The organism is Paludisphaera soli (genome assembly GCF_011064595.1).
Classification (GTDB): Bacteria; Planctomycetota; Planctomycetia; order Isosphaerales; family Isosphaeraceae; genus Paludisphaera; species Paludisphaera soli.
Genome location: NZ_JAALJI010000033.1, coordinates 53,450 through 71,126, shown reverse-complemented (window position 1 = coordinate 71,126; position 17,677 = coordinate 53,450). Strand labels below are relative to the sequence as shown.

Here is a 17,677-nt window from a genome sequence, read left to right as displayed (position 1 = left end):
CGCCGAATAGTGACAGAATGGCTTTTCTCCTGCAAATATTCCAGTCCACGATACCGTCGTGGTACAGGAACAGGGGACGGTAGCCTCAGCGCGTGGTGGTCGCGTCGTCCGTCCGCGTTGCGACGAGCTTCCGGAGCAGGTCGGGGAGGTCGTCGAGCGAGAACTGGAACTGGACGGCCCCTTCGAGGAACGCGGCCTTGTTCATGCCGTAGACGACGGATGTGGCCTCGTCCTGCCCGAGGGTGAGGCCGCCGGCGTCCAGGATCGCGCGACAGCCGTCGACGCCGTCCCGTCCCATGCCGGTCATGATTACGCCGATCGCGCCCGCCTGATAAATCTTCGCGACCGACCGGAAGAGGACGTCCACCGAGGGCCTGTGGCCGCTGACGAGCGGGGCGTCGCCGGGGGAGAGCGAAGCCCTCGCCTTGGCGGGGCGGCCGACGAGTGTCAGGTGCCTCCCGCCGGGGGCGATGAGCACGCGATTCGGAGTCGCCGGGTCCCCGTCGGCGGCCTCCTTCACCTCAAGGGTGGACGACCGGGCCAGTCGCTGAGCGAAGACGTCCGTGAACTGGGCCGGCATGTGCTGGACGATCACGATCGGGGGCATGGGCGGGCGGAGCAGGGGGATCACCCGGGAGAGGGCCTGCGGGCCGCCGGTCGAGATCCCGATCGCGATGCATGCGGCGTCCCCTTCGCGGAGGGGAGGGGGGCTGGGGACCGATCGCGGGGGCGGGCTCGTGGAGGACGCGGCGGAGGCCGAAACGGCCTTGCGGGGCCGGAACACGCGCCCCTGGGCGGCGCCGAGGACCTTGGCGACGAGCAACTCACCCTCGGCGCGCATCTCCGAAAGCTGGTTCCGGGTCGGCTTCGGATGATAGTCGACAGCGCCGAACTCCAGGGCCTTGAGGGTCACGTCGGCCCCTTCCTGGGTCAGGGCGCTGACCATGACGACGGGCGCCTCGTGGACGGCCAGGATCGCGGGCAGGGCGTCCAGGCCGGAGACCTCGGGCATCTCGACGTCGAGGGTGACGACGTCGGGCTTGAGCCGCGCCGCCTGGACGACCGCCTCTCGGCCGTCGCGGGCCACGCCGACGACCTCGATCCGGCCCGAGGCGTTGAAGACGTCCGTGAGCAGCCGGCGCATCAAGGCGGAGTCGTCGACGACCAGGACGCGGACGCGGCGGTTCGATGGGTCGGAGGGACGGTCTTCGGACATGGCGGATGCGGTCCTCGCGGCCGGGAGTCGGGGAGGCGGCTCACGGCGTCACGGCTACCTTCCGAAGCAGGGCGGTCACCCGGGCGCGGTCGAACGGCTTGACCACGAAGTCGAGCGCGCCCAGCCGGATCGCATCCAGGACCGACTGCTTCTGGTCGACGGCCGTGATCACCACGACCTTCGCCTCGGGGTCCAGCTCGCGGATCAGCCGAAGCGCCTCGAGCCCGCCCATGTTCGGCATGACCAGATCCATCGTGACCAGGTCGGGCTTCAGCTCGGGATAGAGGGCGACGGCCTCGGAGCCGTCTCCCGCCTCGCCGACGACCTCCCATCCGGCGTCGCGCGCGACCCCGCCGATCAGCCTTCGCATAAACAGGGCGTCGTCGACGACCAGGAGCCGCTTCATTCCCGCTCTCCGGAACTTCGGGAGGACCGCGCCCTCCAGTCTACCATCCGAACCCTTACATCTCGCGCTCGGCGCCGCCGGGAGACCGGATCTGGACCCGGCCGGTGGCGGGGTCGAAGTGCAGGTTGCGGCCGCCCTCCCCCCCCAGGTCTCGCGAGAGGATCGGGATCCGCAGGGCGTCGAGGATCGCCTCGACGGCCTCCTGATTCATCCGGCCGATGTTCCGGGCCGCGGCGGCCGCCCCCGGCGGGCCCGTCTGGAACATGCTCGCCCCGCCCGCCAGCTTGGCGACCAGCCGCCCGGCCGACTTGCCGCGCATGACCTGCTCCATCTCCGCGATGAGGCCCGGGATCGCCGTGTCCGCGTACTTCCCCGGCTGATCGACGGCCCCGCGCGAGTCGGGCAGGACGACGTGGGCGAGCCCCCCCCACTTCGCCGAGCGGTCGTGCAGCACGACCCCAACGCACGATCCCAGCAGCGTGCGGAGGCGCGAGGGGGGCGAGGCCACGGCCCAGCGGCCGATCGCCACGGAGACGACGAGGGGGGCTTCGGATTCCAGCGGCACGACGACGGGCCTCCGGTCGGGTCAAGTGGCGTCCCCATCGGACAGGGCCGACGCGAGAGCGGCGAGCGACGGGGCGTCGGGGACGAACAGCAGCGTCCAGTCCAGGCCGGGCCCGGCGTCTCCCACTTCAAAAGTCGTCTTCACGAGCAGGACCCGCCCCAGCTCCAGGGCCTGGTCCATCATGGCGAACTCCAGCAGGCTGCCGGCGAATTCGTGGAAGAACCTCGGGGGCGTGGGCGCCAGCTCCCCCGCCGGGTGCGCCGCCGACCCGCCCAGGCTTGACGGCAGGTGGGCGGCCAGGGCGTTGAGGTAGGCGCAGCCGACGATGTTGGTCGTCTCCATCGCCGCCGACCTCTCGACCTCGCCCCACTCCGTCGTCGTGCCGACGGGCTGCCCGAGCAGGATGTCGACCAGGGCCAGGCCCGCGCGGTCTTCGAAGCACAGGAGGATCGAGCCCCCCAGAGGCCCGGTGAGGCCCATCAGGCAGGCCGCCACCAGGGTCTCCGGCGGGCCGAGCGCCTCGGCCGCCGCCGCCAGCTCGACCTGCTCGACTTCGCCCAGGACGAGCCGGACCTCCTGCCCCAGCCAGCGCGAGAGTGCCTGTGACGCCCCCTCCGCCCCCCGGCCGAGGATCGTCCGAAGCATCCGTCTCTGGACCTCGCTCAGCAGGCTCATGGCAGGTCCCTCCGACGGGAAGCCGCGTCGACCAGCGCGTCGACGTCGAGGATCAGGGAGACGCGGCCGTCGCCCAGGATGCTGGCGCCGGAGAGCCCTCGGACGGGCTGGTAGTTCTTCTCCAGCGACTTGAGGACGACCTCTTGCATGCCGATGAGCTGGTCGACGACCAGGCCGATGGTGGTCTCGCCGTTCTGGACGATCACGACGTGGAACGACGCCGAACGGTCGCCCGGCCGGGGCGCCGCGGACGCCGAAGGGTGCGCGCCGCCGCCCCAGCGGAACAGGTCGCCCAGGGTCGCCAGCGCCAGGAAACGGCCCCGGATCTCGATCGTCGGCCGGCCCTGGACCGTGGCGATCCGGTCGCCCCGGATCTCGACGATCTCGTCGATGTGATCGAGGGGGAGGGCGTAGACCTCGTCGTAGATCCGGACGAGCAGGCTCGACATGATCGCCAGCGTCAGCGGGAGGCGGATGATGAAGGTCGTCCCCTGGCCGGGCGTCGAGCGGACGTCGACGCCCCCGCTGAGATTGTCGATCCGGTCCTTGACGATGTCCATCCCGACGCCCCGGCCGGAGATCTCGGTGACCGTCTCGGCCGTGCTCAGGCCCGGGTGCCAGATGTAGGGGGTCAGCTCGCGGTCGGTCATCGCCTCCGCCTCGTCGCGGGCGACGAGGCCCTTGGCGACGATCTTGCGGCGGATCCGCTCGCAGTCGATCCCCCGGCCGTCGTCGCCGACGGTGATCACCACGCTGTTGCCGCGATGCGACGCCTGGAGCGAGACGGTCCCCGCCCGGGGCTTGCCGGCGGCCTCGCGGACGTCGGGCGGCTCCAGGCCGTGGTCGACCGAGTTGCGGACCATGTGGATCAGGGGATCGCTCAGCTCGTCGATCATCCGCTTGTCCAGCTCGGTCTTCTCCCCTTCGATCCGGAGGACGACCTCCTTGCCCGACGCCAGGCTCAGGTCGCGGATCACGCGCCGGAAGCGCTCGAAGAGCGGGCCGATCGGGACCATCCGGGTCTCCAGCACGCCCTTCTGGAGCCCGTCGGCCACCCGCCCGAGGCTGTGGATGGCGTCGCCCAGGGACTTGAGCCGCTCCCGGCCCATGCGGAGGCGGTCGAGTTCGCCCCGGATGGCGTGGAAGTCGTCGCGGAGCCGGCGGACGTGCCCGGCCCAGCGGTCGACCACCCCGTCTCCCGCTTTAAAGCCGGCCGTGCCAACCACCTGATCGAGCCCCCGCATGATCGTGTCCAGCCGCTCCTCGGTCTCGACCGCCAGGCCTCGCGCGTCGGAGCCGCGCAACACCTCGTCGAGCCCCTTGGCGACGTCGATGAACCGGGCCTTGTTGATGACCAGCTCGCCGGCAAGGTTCATCAGGTTGTCGAGTCGGTCGCTGTCGACCCGGATCGTCTCCACGACCTTCGCGCGCTTGACCGCCGGGGGGGCGGGGGCGGCCGGGGCGGGGGCAGGCGGTTCCGGTTCCATATCCGGTTTAAGCGCCACTTCCGGTTCCGGCTCGACGACGGGGACGGCTTCCGCGACCTCGGGCTCGACGGCCGTCGCGGCCTCGTCCAGGGCCTCGACCGAGACCCGCACGACGCCGTCGACGTCCGCCAGCGCCCGGAGTTCGTCCAGGTCCCCGGCCCCGACGAGCCAGATCGTGAACGCGGCGAGCGATTCGATCTCGTCGAGCTTCTCCAGGGGCGGGTCGGATCGGGCGATCCGCGCCTTGCCGGCCAGGCGTTCGGCCACTAACCGGGCCTTCATGTCGACGAGCTGCAGGTTGGGCTCGAACTCCACGACGATCCGGATCGTCGCGACGTCGTCTTCGACGAGGATCGCGGCGGTCGCGATCGGGGTCGTCGTCGATCCCGGGGCGACTTCCGGAGTCGGGGCGGGAGCGGCCGTCGGCGGGGGGGGAGAGGCGGTCGACGGCGTGGCCATCGCGGCCTCCACGTCTCGAGTCAGGCCGGCGAGGTCGCGGTCGCTCCGGTTCTCCGACCTCAGCTCCCGGTGGTAGTCGCGAAGCTCGTCCAGGCACCGGAAGGTCACGTCGAGCACCGGGCGGTCGAGCACCCGCTTCTTGGTCCGCAGCTGGTCGAACAGGCTCTCCAGGACGTGCGTGAGCCGGTTGACCGCGTCGAACCCCATGACCACCGAGGCGCCCTTGATGCTGTGGAACATCCGGAAGGCCTCGGCGAGCGCCTTGGCGTCCTCCGGATCTTGCTCCAGGCGCAGGAGGGCGTCGTTGAGGGCCGCGATGTTCTCGTCGGTCTCGTCGAGGTAGAAGGGCAGGAGTTCGGCCAGGTTGAAATCCGACATCGACGGGCCTCAGCCCCCCTTCCGAAAGAGCCAGGGCTTGACCTTCTCCAGCGAGCCCAGCATGCCGTGGATACCCTCGGTGGGCCCGATGACCAGACTCCCGCCGGGCGCGAGCGCAGCCAGGATCACGTCGACCACCTTCTTCTTGCTCGCGGCGTCGAAATAGATCAGGACGTTCTTGAGGAAGATGAAGTCGAACGGCTCGCCGCCGATCGGCTTCAGCAGGTTGTGGGGTCGGAGCGAGACCATGGATCGGATCTCGGGCTTGAGGGTCCAGCGGCCGGGAGGGGCCTCGTCGAAGTAGGTTCGTCGTTCTTCCGAGCCGACCCGATGCAGGGCCCGCTCGTCGTAGACCGCGGCGCGGGCGGCGGCCAAAACCGAGGAGCTGAGGTCCGTGCCCACGATCTCCAGGCGCCATCCTGCCAGCTCGCGGCGGCGGGCCGCGACCTTCAGGGCGATCGAGTAGGGTTCCTCTCCGGTGCTGCACGCGGCCGACCAGAAGCGGATCGAGCGCGGCCGACGGCGGGTCGCCGCCTCGGCGATCGTCCCGCTCAGGAACTCCCCGCCGAGCCAGTCGTAGTGGGCCGAGTCGCGGTAGAAATAGGTCTCATTGGTGGTCACGACGTCGAGGAAGGGCTGCATCTCGTCCGCCCCGGCGGGCGATCGCAGGAAGTCGAAGTACTGCGAGTAGCCGGCGATTCCGGTCGCCTTCAAACGCCTCCGCACCCGGTTCGAGATGAGCACGCGCTTGTTCTCGGCGATCTGAATCCCGGAGGTCCGATAGATCAGGTCGCGGAACTTGACGAACTCGGCGTCGGTCAGCTCGATGAGGTTCATGCCGGAAAGGCCGCCAGCAAAGGTCAGTACATCGGGACACGAGACGGGACGGGAGGTGGCAGTCAATCGGTCGAGAACTTCACCCGCGTGCCGTCGAACAGCCGAGGGAGGCCCTCGCGAAGGCCCTCGTAGCTCGCATCGTCGATCGCCAGCTCCACGTCGAAGCCCCCGACGCCTTCCAGGTCCTCCAGCGGCGCCGCGAGGTCGAACGCGATCGCTCCCCGGCCGAGCCGGCAAGCGCCCAGGACCCCGTAGGCGCCGTAGAGCTGATCCTTGTACTCGAAGTGGAGCCCGTCCTCCTCCCAGTCGGCGAGGGGGCGGCCCGTTTCGACCGATCTCTGGACGGTGATGTATTCGGCGTCCACCTCGTCCCGATCGACGCCGCTGGATACCCACGCCGTCATGACGTCGCCTTCGACTTCGAATGATCCCGCCGAGGCCCGGAACGCGATCCGCATGGTCCTCCCCCCGCAGTCGTCAGACCTTGAACCCGGAGATCACCTGCTTGAGCGAGGCGGCCTGCGCCCCCAGCTCCTCGGCGCTGGCCGAGAGCTGCTCGGAGCTGGAGGCGTTGGTCTCGGTGAGGCTGGAGACGTTCTGGATCGCGGTCTCGACCTCGGCCGAGGCCTCGGACTGCTCGCGGGTGGCGCCGGCGATCTTGGCGATGCTGCCGGCCGTCTCCTCGACCCCCTGGACGATCCGGGAAAGCGACTCGCCCGCCTTCTCCGACAGGCTGGCGCCGTCAGCGACGCGGCGGGTCGACTCCTTGATCAACGCGGTGATCTCCTTGGCCGCGGCGCTGGAGCGTTCGGCCAGCTTGCGGACCTCGTCGGCGACCACGGCGAAGCCCAGGCCGTGCTCGCCGGCGCGGGCCGCCTCGATGGCCGCGTTGAGGGCCAGCAGGTTGGTCTGGCTGGCGATCTCGCTGATGACCTGGATGATGTCGCTGACCTGCTCGCTGGACTTCTTGATCAGGACCATCGCCTCGATGGCCTGCTCGACCGACTCGCCCCCCTGCTTGGCCAGGTGCGAGGTCTTGTCGGCCAGGCCGGCGGCCGCGACCGCGTTCTTGTCGATGTCGGCGATCGCCGTCGAGAGCTGCTGCACCGAGGCCGACATCTCTTCGACGGTCGCCGCCTGGTTCTGGGCCGATTCGCTCAGGTAGCTGGCGCTCTCCGCCACCACCCGGGAGCCCTCGCCGAACTGGCTCGCCGACTCGACCACCTGGCCGATGACCTCCTTCAGGTCGGCGATCATCCGGGCGAGGGCGCCCCCCAGCCGGCCCAGGTCGTCGTCCCCGTGGACGTCGATCGTGACCGTCAGGTCGCCGGCCGCGGCCGCCCGGGCCACCTCCATCAGCCGGCCGACCTTCGCCTCCAGGTCGCGCTTGCTGCGGTCGATCTGCGACTGCCGCTCGACCCGCTCCAGGGCCACGGAGACCTGCCGACCCACGCCCCGCAGGGTCTCGATCCGGTTCGCCGAAGGGGTCACGACTTCCTTGGTGAAGAAGTCCATGGTTCCGACGACCCGGCCGTCGACGACGATCGGGAAGCAGACGCCCGACTTCAGGCCGTTCCGCTTGGCGACCGGCGCCCGCGAGCAGCCCCGCATCTCCCCCAGGTCGGGGACGAAGACCAGGTCGCGGGTCTGCCAGGCCTGGCCGTTCAGCCCCTCCCCCTCGCGGAACCGCGAGACGGAGCTCACCTTCCGGAATTCCTCGTCGACGGTGCCGGAGTCGGCGACCCAGCGCAGGCGGCCGTCGGACGAGTCGACCTCCCAGAACGAGCCGTACCACCAGCCGAAGGCGTCGCGCACGGTGGCCAGCGCCACCTCGGCCGCCTCGGCGACCGTCGTCGCGCCGCCCAGGGCCGTGAGCAATCGGACCATCGCCGAGGCGTCGGCCTGGAGTTCCGCCTCGCGCTCCCGCGACCGGACCTTCTCGGTCACGACCTCCCACGTGATCATGGGGAAGAGGTAGCGCCCTTGCTCGTCCTTCATCGGCGTCACCAGCAGTTCGAACAGCTCCGGGCCGACATTGATGATCCGCGTCCGCGGGAGCTGGCCCGAGTCCGCGAGGATCCTCCGCTGGTGGGAGGGATCCTTGTGGAACACGTCGATCGACTCGCCGATCATCTGGTCCACCCGCACCGGCAGGTGGGCCTCCAGCTTCTCCAGCGTCTTGCGGGCGCAAGGGTTCATGTACTGGATCTTGAGCTCGGCATCGGCGAACATCATGTTGACCGGGGCGTTCTCGACGAGCTGGCGCATCCGGGTCAGCTCGGACTGCTTGCCGAGCTTGGCGATCTTGTCGGACGCGATGCCCCCGACCGCCCGCACCACGTCGCGACGTTCGGGGCCGAGCGCCCGGGCTTGCGTCGTCAGAAAGTCGATCGCGGCGACGACGCGGCCCTCGACCATGACCGGCATCGCCAGCGCGGTGCGGAACCCGGCGCGGGCGGCCAGGGAGCATCGGCCGCAGTCGCGGACCGCGGCCGGGTCGCCCAGGACGACCAGCTCGCGGGCCTGCCAGGCCTGGCCGACGAGACCTTCTCCCTCGCGGAAGCGGGCCGTTCGGGAGAATCTTTCGAACTCGTCGGAGACCCTCCCCGAATCGGACGCGAACGCCATCGTCCTAGCCGCCGGGTCAATCTTCCAGTAGGACGCGTACTCCCAGCCGAACCGTTCGCGGACGACGTCGAGCACCGCCCGGACCGATTCGTCGATGGTGTCCGCCCCCGCGAGCGCCGCGAGGGTCGCCGTCAGGGCGCGCACGTCGGCCCGCAGCTCCTCGGCCATGCCGCGGTCGTCCGGCGGGGCGTCCGGGGCGATCGGCGCGGTCGCGGTCGACATGGCGCGACGGGATCGGTCGGGAGTGGTCGAGGCGGCCGGCGTCCGCTTCCGCGCGGGCTTCGCGGGGCGGGCGTCTTGCGACTCGACGCGGCTCGGCGAGGACGGCGGGGTGGCGTCGGCGGCCGGGTCGATCGGTTCGGGCTTCATGGGGGCTGCTACCTCGCCTCACGCGAGACCTGGGGGGACGATCGCAACGGCCGGACGGCGGCCGTCGATCACGGAAGCGTTCAAGCCAACGTTCCGCCGGCCCACTGGGACGTCGGATCCTCGAACTGGAACAGGTCCTCGACGTCGAGCATGATCAGCAGTCGATCGTCGAGCCGGGCCAGGCCCGACACGTAGCGGCAGGAGCCGACGGCCGAGCCCAGGGGGGACGGCTGGATCTGGTCGCGGTTGATCCGCATGACCTTGGTCACGGCGTCGACGATGCAGCCGACCGTCCGGTCGTGGACGTTCACGACGATCGTCCGTGTCTCCTCGTCGATCTCCCGGGCCGGCTGGCCGAACCGCTTCCGCAAGCTGACGACCGGGATCACCGCGCCCCGAAGGTTGATCAGCCCTTCGATGTAGTCGGGCGCCTGGGGAAGCCGGGTTATCGGCTTCATCAGGATGATCTCCTGGATCTTGGTGATCGCGATCGCGTAATCCTCGTCGCCGAGGCGGAAGCCCACGAACTGCAGGACCGGGCTCTCGCCCCGCGCGGCCGTCGTCGTCGATCGGGCGTCGTGGCTCATGGCGACCTCGTTGCGTCTTCTCAGCGTAGCGGATCTGAAAAGGATTGTATCACTCGAATCGATTCCGTCCCGATTTCACCCCGATTTTCCAACCTGCCCACGCCGACGCGGCTTCCCTATCCGCAATTTCCGCGCAAGCGAGAAAATCACCGCGACGTGCCGAGCCAGTTTTCATCCCTCCTGCCGGCTTCCCGAGAGGTCGAAGCCCCGGCCTCGCTTGCTAACATAGGACGGGGGCGTGGGAATGGGGAATTCTGGTCACGAGCCGCCGGCTCGCACTGACACGCCCGCCGGCGGGCTGGTACGATGTCGCTCACTTGTTGAACACCTGGCCAATGATGTTCCGGGACATCCCTCGGATCAGGACCCCCCGATCCTCGATCCGCGAACGGGCGACGCCGGAGGACGCTTCACGATGCGTTTGAAACTCCTGCCGATCGTGGGCCTCGGTCTCGGCTTCACCTTCCTGCGGGGCGAGGCTGCCGCCGACGAGACGATCGACTACCTCAAGCAGGTGAAGCCGATCCTGGCGACGCGCTGCTACTCGTGCCACGGCGCCCTGAAGCAGAAGAGCGGCCTTCGCGTCGATTCGGTAAAGGCGCTGGTCGAAGGCGGTGCGTCGGGCCCGGCGATCGAGCCCGGCCGGAGCGATGAGAGCCCGCTCCTCGACCTGATCGCCGAGGAGGGCGACTCGCGGATGCCCCCTCCAGGAGACGGCGAGGCGCTCACCGCCGAGCAGGTCGCCCTCGTCAAGAGCTGGATCGATCAGGGTGCCGCGGCCCCCGCCGACGACGCGCCCGAGCCCGATCCGCGCGAGCACTGGGCCTTCCGGGCCCCGATCCGGCCCCCCGTCCCCACGGCCGACGGTGCGGCCGCCCGGAATCCGATCGATGCGTTCCTCGCCTCGGGCTGGAGCGAGAAGGGCCTGAAGCCTCAACCGCGGGCCGCGAAGGGACTGCTCCAGCGTCGGGTCTATCTCGACCTGATCGGCCTCCCGCCCACGGCTGAGGAGCAGGCCGCGTTCCTGAACGACGACTCGCCGGACGCCTACGAGGCGATGGTGGATCGCCTGCTCGCCGGGAAGGCCCACGCCGAGCGCTGGGGACGGCACTGGATGGACGTCTGGCGATACAGCGACTGGTGGGGCCTGGACGCCGAGCTTCGCAACAGCCAGAAGCACATCTGGCGCTGGCGGGACTGGATCCTGGAATCGCTCGACGCGGACAAAGGCTACGACCAGATGGTCCGCGAGATGCTCGCCGCCGACGAGTCGCACCCCGACGACCCCGACCGCCTCCGGGCCACGGGCTACCTCGCCCGCAGCTACTTCAAGTTCAATCGCAACAGCTGGCTCGAAGAGGTCGTCGAGCACACCGGCAAGGCGTTCCTCGGCCTGACCTTCGACTGCGCCAAGTGCCACGACCACAAGTTCGATCCGATCAGCCAGAACGAGTACTACCAATTTCGGGCGATCTTCGAACCCTACCAGGTCCGCACCGATCAGGTGCCTGGCCAGCTCGATTTCGAGAAGGACGGCCTCCCGCGCGTCTTCGACTGCAATCTGGACGCGCCGACGTATCGCTTCGACCGCGGTAACGAGGCCCGCCCGATCACGACTCAGCCGCTCAAGCCGGGGGTCCCCTCGCTGCTCGCCTGGGCCGACCTGGAGATCCAGCCCGTCGCACTACCGCCGACGGCCTCGCGGCCGGGGCTCAGGCCGTTCGTGATCGAGGACCAACTTCGGGCCGCGCGCTCGCGGGTCGAGGTCGCCGAGGCGGAGTTCCTCAAGGCCGGCGTAGACTTGGAGGCGATCGAGGCCGGATCGGCGTCAGCGATCGCCGGGGCGGACGACGGCAACGGCAGGAGCTTCCGCGACGACTTTTCGACGCCCCGGCCCGACGCCTGGGATCGCGCCGGCGCCGCGTGGAACCACGAAGGGGGGAAGCTCCGCCAGGACGACCCGCGCGAGGTCCGCTCCGTGCTGCGGACCAAGGCGACCCACCCGGCCGATTTCCGCGCGACGGTCCGATTCACCATCACCGGAGGCGAGCCATGGCGATCAGTAGGCCTGGCGTTCGATTCGGCCGAGGGGCGGGAGGTGCTCGTCTACCTGAGCGCGCACGAGAACGGGTCCAAGCTCCAAGTCGCGCCGCAGCGGGCCGGCGTCAGCTCGTACCCGGCCGGGGGGAGTCGGCCCCGCCCGGTGAAGATCGGCGAGCCTTACGAACTGACCGTGAGCGTGCAAGGGCCGCTGATGAACGTCGCCGTGAACGGCGAGCCGGCCCTGGCCTTCCGCCTGACCGACGAACGCGCCCCTGGCGCGATCGCCCTGGTCACCTACGCCGCCGAGGCCGAGTTCACCTTCCTGGAAGTGGCCCCGCTCCCCGCCGGCGAGCGGCTCGTGGAAGTCGGCGAGCCGAGCTACAAGGGGGCGACGGTCCTGGACCGGGCGAGGGCGCGGGCGACTGTCGCCGAGAAGGCTCTCGCCGCGGCCCGTTCCCTCCCCGAGTCGCTGACGGCGCGGGCCGCCGCCGAGCGTGCGCGGCGGCCGGGGCCGGCCGACGACGACGCGAAGTCCCTGGCCGTCGAGGCGTCTCGCGCGGAGCGTCGCGAGGCCCTGGCGCGGGCCGAGGAGGCGCTGGCCCGCCTGGAACTCCAGGTGTCCGCGAAGGCGAGCGACGCGGCGAAGGAGGCCGAGAAGCGCGAGGGCGCGACCGCCGCCGTGGCCGCCGCCCGCAAGGCGCTCGAAGAGCCGGGCGAGTCTTACACGCCGATCCGCGGGGCCCTGAAGGCGGTCGAATCGCCCACCGACACGGAAGCCCCTAGCGTCCTGAGCTTCCCCGAGACGAGCACAGGCCGCCGCACGGCGCTCGCGAACTGGCTCACCGACCGGAGGAATCCCCTGACCGCCCGGGTCGCGGTCAACCACGTCTGGGCCCGCCACTTCGGCAAGCCCCTGGTCGCCACCGTCTTCGACTTCGGCCGGAAGGGTGCCCGCCCCACCCATCCCGAGCTCCTCGACTGGCTGGCCGTGGAGTTCATGGAGGACGGCTGGAGCCTCAAGCGCCTGCACCGGCGGATCGTGCTGTCCGACGCCTACCGCCGCAGCTCCTCGAGCGCCGACGCCGACGCCGCGACCCTCGCCGCCGACCCGGAAAATCGGATGTACTGGCGGATGAACCCGGTCCGCATGGAGGCCCAGATCGTCCGGGACAGCCTGTTCCACCTGGCCGGCGAGCTGTCCGACCAGTTCGGCGGCCCGCCCGTCCCGCACACCGAGGTCATGTCGCCCCGCCGCAGCCTCTACTTCGTCCACTCGCACAACGACCACAACAAGTTCCTCGCCACCTTCGACGACGCCCGCGTCCGCGACTGCTACCGCCGCGACGAGAGCATCGTCCCCGTGCAGGCGCTCGCGCTCTGGAACAGCGGCCTTTCGCAGACGATGGCCCGGAAGATCGAGGCCCGCATGGCCGCCCGGCTCGGCGACGCCTCCGATTCCACCTTCGCCGAGGAGGCGTTCCGCACCATCCTCGGCGCCCCGCCCACGGCCGAGGAACGTTCGGCGTGCGAGCAGGCCCTGGCGGATCTCAAGTCCTCGCTGCGGAAGCGAGACGCGAGCGACGTCGACCGCCGCGCCCGCGAGATCCTCGTCCAGTCGCTGCTGAACCACAACGATTTCATCACCATCCGCTGAGCGGACGAGGGAGCCATGCCCAACTCGACCCGAGACGGCCGGGGATGCTGCCCCGGCGGACACCGCCGCCGCTTCCTCGCCGACATGGGCATGGGCTTCACCGGTCTGGCGCTGGGGGCCATGCTCCACCGCGACGGCGTGGCCCGGGCGTCCGACGGCGTCTGGATGCCCCCCGACGGCCTCCCCCACTTCGCCCCCAAGGCGAAGTCGGTGATCTGGCTCTTCATGAACGGCGGCGTCAGCCACATGGAGACTTTCGACCCGAAACCCGAGCTGACGAAGTACGCCGGCAAGACGATCGCCGAGACCCCGTATCAGGGGACGCAGGACCCGAAGAAGCTGGCCCTGGCCCGCGTGGTCGTCGTGAACGACGCCAACGGGCAGTCGCGGAACCAACTGTTCCCGCTCCAGGTCGGCTTCAAGAAATACGGCCAGAGCGGCATCGAGGTCAGCGACTGGCTGCCGCACATCGGCGGCTGCATCGACGACGTCGCCGTCGTCCGCTCGATGTACACGACCGACAATAACCACGGCGCACAGACGCAGTTCCACTCCGGCCGGCACATGCTCGACGGCGAATTCCCGAACATCGGGGCCTGGGCCCACTACGGCCTGGGCACTCTCAACGACAACTTGCCCCAGTACATCTCGATGGGAGTGCGAGAGTACTGGAACAAGAGCGACGGCCACTACCTCGGCCCCGCGCACGACGCGATCCCGATCCGGATCGACCCGGCGAATCCGCTCGACTACGGCCGCCCCGAGGAGGCGATCGGCGACGACGAGCAGCGGATCGGCTTCGACCTGGTCGGCCGGCTGAACCGCCTCCGCGGGGTCGAGTATCCCGACGATCCGGCGCTCTCGGCGCGGATCAAGGCCTATGAGCTGGCCTATCGGATGCAGGGGTCGCTCCCCGAAGTGATCGACTTCCGGGGCGAGGCCGAGGAGACGCGCCGGCTCTACGGGCTCGACGACCCGGCCACGAAGGACTTCGGCTCGCAGATGCTCGCGTGCCGTCGGCTCGTCGAGCGCGGCGTGCGGTTCGTCCAGGTCCAGGACGGCGGCGGCGGGGCGGGGGCCTGGGACGCCCACGGCGGACTGCGGGCGAACCACGCCGCGAACTGCCGTCGGATCGACAAGCCGATCGCCGGACTGCTAGTCGACCTCAAACGCCGGGGGCTGCTCGACGAGACGCTCGTCGTCTTCGGCACCGAGTTCGGACGGACGCCGGGATCGCAGGGGGGGGACGGTCGCGACCACCACATCTACGGCTTCTCCGTCTGGATGGCCGGCGGCGGGATCAAGGGGGGCGTGGTCCACGGCGCGACCGACGAGATCGGCTTCCACGCCGAGGAAGACCGCCACTACGTCACCGACGTCCACGCGACGATCCTCCACCTGATGGGCCTCGACAGCCGCAAGCTGGAGATCCCCGGCCGCAAGCGGCTGGAGATCGACCACGGGACGCCCATCCGCCAGATCATCGCCTGATCGGGCTTTCGACGAGGGGACCGGCTTGAGGGAAGACGGACAGGAGCATCGAGCGACGGACGACGCGGTCCTCGCAGCCGACGAGCCCCCGACGACGACCGGACGCCCCGGGCGGGCCGGTGCCTCGCGGACGAGGCACGCGGTCCTCGTCTGGCTTTGCGTCGCCACGACCATCGCCTACGTCGATCGGGGCTGCCTGAGCGTGGCCGAGAAGCTCATCCGCGCCGATCTCGGGCTGACCGAGTCGCAGATGGGCCTGATCATGAGCGCCTTCTTCCTGGCCTATGCGCTCTTCCAACTCCCGGCCGCGCGGCTGGACCAGGCCTGGGGATCCCGCCGCGCCCTGGCCGGCTTCGCCGGGGCCTGGTCGCTCGCGACCGGGGCCTGCGGTCTCGCGAACGGGGTGATCCTGCTGCTCGTCGCGCGGTTCGCGATGGGGGCGGCCGAGGCGGGCGTCTTCCCGTCGTCGACAGGCGTCCTGAGCCGATGGTACCCGGTCTCGCGCCGCGCCTGGGTCAGCGGGGTGCTCTCCGGCTTCATGGGCGTCGGCGGGGCCGTCGGCGCGGCCTTGACGGGGTTCATCCTCGTGTACGTGTCGTGGCGCTGGATGTTCCTGTTCTACGCCCTGCCGGGCCTGATCTGGGCCCTGGGTTTCGCCTACTGGTTCCGCAACACCCCGGGGGAGCATGCCTCCGTCAACCCGGCGGAGAGGGCCGTCATCGCCGAGGGGGCGAGGCCGGCGACCGATCGGGCGGCGGGGCCGATCCCATGGCGGACGCTGGCGAGGAATCGGGCGGTCATCGGCCTGGCCTTGCAACAATTCTTCCGCGCGGCGGCGGCCATCTTCTACCTGAGCTGGTTCCCGACCTATCTCCGCGAGACCCGGGGCGTCGGCGTGTGGGAGGCGGGGCTGCTCACCAGCCTTCCCCACTGGACGACCATGCTCGGCTGCCTGGCCGGGGGCTGGCTCTCGGACCGCGTCCTGGCCAAGACCGGCAGCCTCCGGTTCGCCCGCCAGGGGGTCGCGTCGGCGAGCATGTTCCTCGCGACCGTGCTGATCGGCCTGGCCTATCCGATCGACGACGCCCGGCTCGCCGTGCTCGTCCTGAGCCTCGGCGCGTTCTTCGCGGCGTTGGCCGGGCCCTGCGCATACGCTTTGACGATGGACCTGGGCGGCCGCGATACGCCCCAGGTGTTCGGCGTGATGAACACGGCCGGCGCGTTCGGCTCGATCCTGTTCCCGATCCTCGTCCCCAAGCTCGTCGAGTTCACGGGCTCCTGGGACGCCGTGCTTGCTTTCTTCGCCGCAATCCATATCGTGGCTGGCGCCTGTTGGCTCCTCTTCGACGCCGACCGCGACACCCTCTGATCCCACGGACCGCTCATGCCGCCCCCCCTGGAAGCCCCCCAAAGCATCTGCTCGTTCGGCGCCGCCCGCGCCAACGTCACGCCGCCGGTCGGCATCTACCACAGGATGTGGGGCGCCGCCGCCCACGAACGGTCGACCGGGGTCCATCGCCCGCTCACGGCCACCGCCGCGGGGATCGCGCCGGTCGGCCGTCCGGGCGAGGGCGTCGTGCTCATCGCCCTCGATCACTGCCTCTTTTGGGACGCCGAGATGGATCGGCTCCTAGACGCCATCGCGTCGAAGCCCGGGGTCGGGCGCGATCGGCTGCTCGTCGCGTTCTCGCATACCCACGCGGCCGGCTTGATGGACGTCCGTCGCGCCGACCGTCCCGGCGGGGATCTCATCGCGCCCTATCTGGCCGACCTCGCCGATCGGCTGGCGGGGCTGGTCGCCGAAGCTCTGGACCGCGCGGAGCCGGCGACGCTGAACTACGCGACCGGACGTTGCGACCTCGCGGCCCATCGCGACCTGTTCGACGAAGTAGGCGGGCGATACGTCTGCGGCTTCCATCCCGACGGCCCCGCCGACGACACGGTCCTCGTCGTCCGCGTGACGGCCGCCGATGGCCGCCTCCTCGCCACCATGGTTAACTACGCCTGCCACCCGACCACGCTGGCCTGGGAGAACACGCTCATCAGCCCCGACTATCCCGGGGCGATGCGCGAGGTCGTCGAGCAGGCCACGGGCGTCCCTTGCCTGTTCCTGCAAGGCGCCTCGGGCGAGTTGGGCCCCCGCGAGGGGTTCGTCGGCGATCCGGCCGTCGCCGATCGCAACGGCCGACGCCTCGGCCACGCCGCGCTCGCGGCCCTCGAAGGAATGCCGCCCCCCCGGACCCGGTTCGAGTACGCCGGGGCCGTGGAGTCCGGCGCCGTCCTCGGCCCCTGGCACCACGCGCCGCTCGACGCCGATCGCCTCCGAGCCCTTGAGGACTGGGACCTGGAGCGATGGACCGTGGCGCTTCCATACCACCCCGACCTCCCCACCACCGAGGCCACCCGAGAGGACCGAGGACGCTGGGAAAGCGAGGAGCGAGCCGCGCGCGAGCGAAGCGATGCGACGCACGCCGCCGAATGCCGAGCCTTCGTCGAGCGGATGGACCGCCAGCTCATCCGCCTCGCCGACCTCCCGCCCGGCCCGACCTTCCCCTTCGAGGTTCTGATCTGGAGGACCGGCGACGTCGCCTGGGTGGCCGTGAAGGGGGAGCATTACCAGCACCTCCAGGTCGAGATTCGCCGTCGCATCCCCGCCGCTCCGATCCTGGTCCTGACCATCGTCAACGGCTGGCAGCCGGGCTATCTCCCCGCGGCCGCCGCCTACGGGAAGGGGATCTACCAGGCCGAGATCGCCGTGCTGGCGGCCGGCTCGCTGGAGACGCTGACCGACGAGGTGGCCGCGAGGCTCCAGAAGTGGTTTCCCGCCTGACGTCCCGACCGGAGCCTCGCCCCCGCATCCGCAGATCGCCGCCCACGGCGAA

13 protein-coding genes are annotated in these 17,677 nt (G+C 70.3%); 4 read left to right on the top strand and 9 right to left on the bottom strand.

Annotated elements, in window-relative coordinates:
- Positions 1 to 85 precede the first annotated feature (85 nt).
- The 9 genes from G6O68_RS27720 to G6O68_RS27680 all read right to left on the bottom strand — a co-directional run bounded on the left by G6O68_RS27720 (position 86) and on the right by G6O68_RS27680 (position 9,607).
- The gene (locus G6O68_RS27720; RefSeq protein WP_165252287.1) at positions 86 to 1,216 is read right to left on the bottom strand and encodes a protein-glutamate methylesterase/protein-glutamine glutaminase; all 1,131 of its coding nucleotides are present in this window, start codon (positions 1,214 to 1,216) and stop codon (positions 86 to 88) included.
- 40 nt (positions 1,217 to 1,256) lie between these two features.
- Positions 1,257 to 1,622: a response regulator gene (locus tag G6O68_RS27715; RefSeq protein ID WP_165252285.1), complete on the bottom strand. Its 366-nt coding sequence runs from the start codon at positions 1,620 to 1,622 to the stop codon at positions 1,257 to 1,259.
- A gap of 55 nt (positions 1,623 to 1,677) precedes the next feature.
- The gene (locus G6O68_RS27710) at positions 1,678 to 2,187 is read right to left on the bottom strand and encodes a chemotaxis protein CheD (protein ID WP_240911532.1); all 510 of its coding nucleotides are present in this window, start codon (positions 2,185 to 2,187) and stop codon (positions 1,678 to 1,680) included.
- Positions 2,188 to 2,208: 21 nt separating this feature from the next.
- Positions 2,209 to 2,862, bottom strand: a complete 654-nt coding sequence (locus G6O68_RS27705) for a chemotaxis protein CheC (RefSeq protein WP_165252283.1) — start codon at positions 2,860 to 2,862, stop codon at positions 2,209 to 2,211.
- Positions 2,859 to 5,186 (bottom strand): chemotaxis protein CheA, encoded by a 2,328-nt coding sequence (locus G6O68_RS27700; protein ID WP_165252281.1) that lies wholly within the window; start codon positions 5,184 to 5,186, stop codon positions 2,859 to 2,861. Before G6O68_RS27700 ends, G6O68_RS27705 begins: the two co-directional genes overlap by 4 nt.
- 9 nt (positions 5,187 to 5,195) lie before the next feature.
- Positions 5,196 to 6,023 (bottom strand): CheR family methyltransferase, encoded by an 828-nt coding sequence (locus G6O68_RS27695; RefSeq protein WP_165252279.1) that lies wholly within the window; start codon positions 6,021 to 6,023, stop codon positions 5,196 to 5,198.
- 62 nt (positions 6,024 to 6,085) lie between these two features.
- Positions 6,086 to 6,481, bottom strand: coding sequence for an Imm10 family immunity protein (locus tag G6O68_RS27690; RefSeq protein ID WP_165252277.1), 396 nt, complete (start codon positions 6,479 to 6,481; stop codon positions 6,086 to 6,088).
- A gap of 19 nt (positions 6,482 to 6,500) precedes the next feature.
- Positions 6,501 to 9,020: a methyl-accepting chemotaxis protein gene (locus G6O68_RS27685; RefSeq protein ID WP_240911531.1), complete on the bottom strand. Its 2,520-nt coding sequence runs from the start codon at positions 9,018 to 9,020 to the stop codon at positions 6,501 to 6,503.
- A gap of 80 nt (positions 9,021 to 9,100) precedes the next feature.
- Positions 9,101 to 9,607, bottom strand: coding sequence for a chemotaxis protein CheW (locus G6O68_RS27680; RefSeq protein WP_165252275.1), 507 nt, complete (start codon positions 9,605 to 9,607; stop codon positions 9,101 to 9,103).
- A gap of 415 nt (positions 9,608 to 10,022) precedes the next feature.
- Here G6O68_RS27680 and G6O68_RS27675 point away from each other — a divergent pair, with 415 nt between their 5' ends.
- The 4 genes from G6O68_RS27675 to G6O68_RS27660 are packed head-to-tail and all read left to right on the top strand — an operon-like array spanning position 10,023 to position 17,625.
- Positions 10,023 to 13,304: a PSD1 and planctomycete cytochrome C domain-containing protein gene (locus G6O68_RS27675; RefSeq protein ID WP_165252273.1), complete on the top strand. Its 3,282-nt coding sequence runs from the start codon at positions 10,023 to 10,025 to the stop codon at positions 13,302 to 13,304.
- 15 nt (positions 13,305 to 13,319) lie between these two features.
- On the top strand, positions 13,320 to 14,795 hold the full coding sequence (locus tag G6O68_RS27670; RefSeq protein ID WP_165252271.1) for a DUF1501 domain-containing protein: 1,476 nt from the start codon (positions 13,320 to 13,322) through the stop codon (positions 14,793 to 14,795).
- Positions 14,796 to 14,820: 25 nt separating this feature from the next.
- Positions 14,821 to 16,164 carry an MFS transporter gene (locus G6O68_RS27665; RefSeq protein ID WP_165252269.1) on the top strand — a complete coding sequence of 448 codons (1,344 nt, stop codon included), beginning with the start codon at positions 14,821 to 14,823 and terminating at the stop codon, positions 16,162 to 16,164.
- Positions 16,165 to 16,179: 15 nt separating this feature from the next.
- On the top strand, positions 16,180 to 17,625 hold the full coding sequence (locus tag G6O68_RS27660; RefSeq protein WP_165252267.1) for a hypothetical protein: 1,446 nt from the start codon (positions 16,180 to 16,182) through the stop codon (positions 17,623 to 17,625).
- The last annotated feature ends 52 nt before the right edge of the window (positions 17,626 to 17,677 follow it).